The following is a 1,466-nucleotide window of genomic DNA, read 5'->3' as shown; positions in this document are numbered from 1 at the left end:
CCTCGTCCCAGCGCGGCGCGCCTACGGTGGACAGCGCCTGATAGGTGATGTCGGCCATGGCGTGGTTGGCGAGCCCCGGCCGCGACTTCGACACCCAGTGGCGCTCGTAGCGGCAGCCGCTCATCCTGGCAGCGGCTTCGGCGTTACGGTCGAGCACCGCGGTCACCTGCTCGGCCATGGCGATGGTCGGCACGCGGATCATGTACTGGATCTCGGCCAGGCTGGCCGGCAGATTGTCGGCGGTCGCCTGCCCTGCCGTCAGGATCGCCTCGCTGATCGACCAGCCGCCCTGATGGGTGAGCATGGAATCGCGCAGCGCCTTGGAGGCCATGTACATCATCATCAGCGCGTCATTGGCGCCCGGCGCCCTGACCGCCGAATGCGCTTGCGGGATGGGTGCTGCGTCGCTTGCCGCGCGGCCCCAGTTCTCGGGTTCGTCGCAGACGAAGCGGTAGATCATCGAATAGGCGGCGCCACAATGCGTGTCCCAGCGTGCGGTGTTGCAGAGCGGCAGCATGTAGAAGGGATGGAAGGAGATCATGCCGGCAAGGCCGTCATAATAGCCTTTTGCCGCATGGATCGGCTTCGAGCCTCTCACCTTCTCCGCCGGCTCGCCGGTGAAACGCAGCGTGCCCTTGATGCCATGCTCCAGCATCGCCGCCTTGGTGGCCAGAAGCCCGCCAAGGCTGCCGATGCCGAGGCCCGAATGCGGGTCGGTATGGCCGCCGGCCTGAAATCCCAAGCCTTCTCGCGGCTCCTTCACCGTCGCGGCGTCCTGGCAGTTGCCGGGCACGGCGTCATACTCGCCATACATGCCGATCACCGGGCCGTCGCCATTCGTCCAGTGGGCGCAGAACGCCGTCGGCATGCCGCCGGAGCCTTCCTCGACCGAAAAGCCCTCGCGCTTCAGCCGCTCGACATACCAGGCCGCCGACTGGTACTCGCGCCAGGCGGTCTCGCCGAAATCGAAAATGGTGCGCGTCCAGGCCGACAGCAGCGGCTGGATGCCGTCGATGCAGGCGAGCGCGGTTTCTTGCGCCGAAGTCGTCACCGGTTTGTCCATGGTCCAAGAAAAGCAGTGAAGCGGCTCGTCAAAAAGTGATATGTTTTCCCGGCTCGTGCAAATTCGGTTCACCTGAGGCCTCTTGCGAATACCGTCCACGCAGGCGCTGCGCGCCCTCGACAGTTTTGCCCGCCACGGCAGCGTATGGCGCGCCGCCGACGAGCTTCACCTTACCCGTAGCGCCGTCTCGCATCAGCTTCGGCTGCTCGAACGCGACCTCGGCTTTGATCTCTTGCAGCGCATCGGCAAGGGCGTGGCGCTGACGCCGCGCGGCCAGCGCTACGCGGCCGACGTCAGGAAGGCGCTGACCGTGCTCGGCGACGCGGGGACGCAGAACAACGGCGCCGGCGTCGGCGGCTCCTTCGCCATCTCCTGCCCGCCGGGCTTTGCCTCGATGTTCCTG

Annotated in this window: 2 protein-coding genes; one reads left to right on the top strand and one right to left on the bottom strand. The window is 66.5% G+C overall.

From position 1 onward, the window contains the following. Positions 1-1,063, bottom strand: a 1,063-nt coding sequence (locus tag EOA23_RS34665) for an amidohydrolase (protein WP_189341834.1), incomplete at its 3' end; no start/stop codon positions are given. A gap of 82 nt (positions 1,064-1,145) precedes the next feature. Here EOA23_RS34665 and EOA23_RS34660 point away from each other — a divergent pair. Next, positions 1,146-1,466: LysR family transcriptional regulator (locus tag EOA23_RS34660; RefSeq protein ID WP_127307312.1), on the top strand; the 321-nt coding region annotated here is incomplete at its 3' end.

The organism is Mesorhizobium sp. M2A.F.Ca.ET.042.01.1.1 (assembly GCF_003997405.1).
GTDB lineage: Bacteria > Pseudomonadota > Alphaproteobacteria > Rhizobiales > Rhizobiaceae > Mesorhizobium.
The sequence above is the reverse complement of the archived record's forward strand: the minus strand, read 5'-3'. Positions and strand labels throughout refer to the sequence as shown.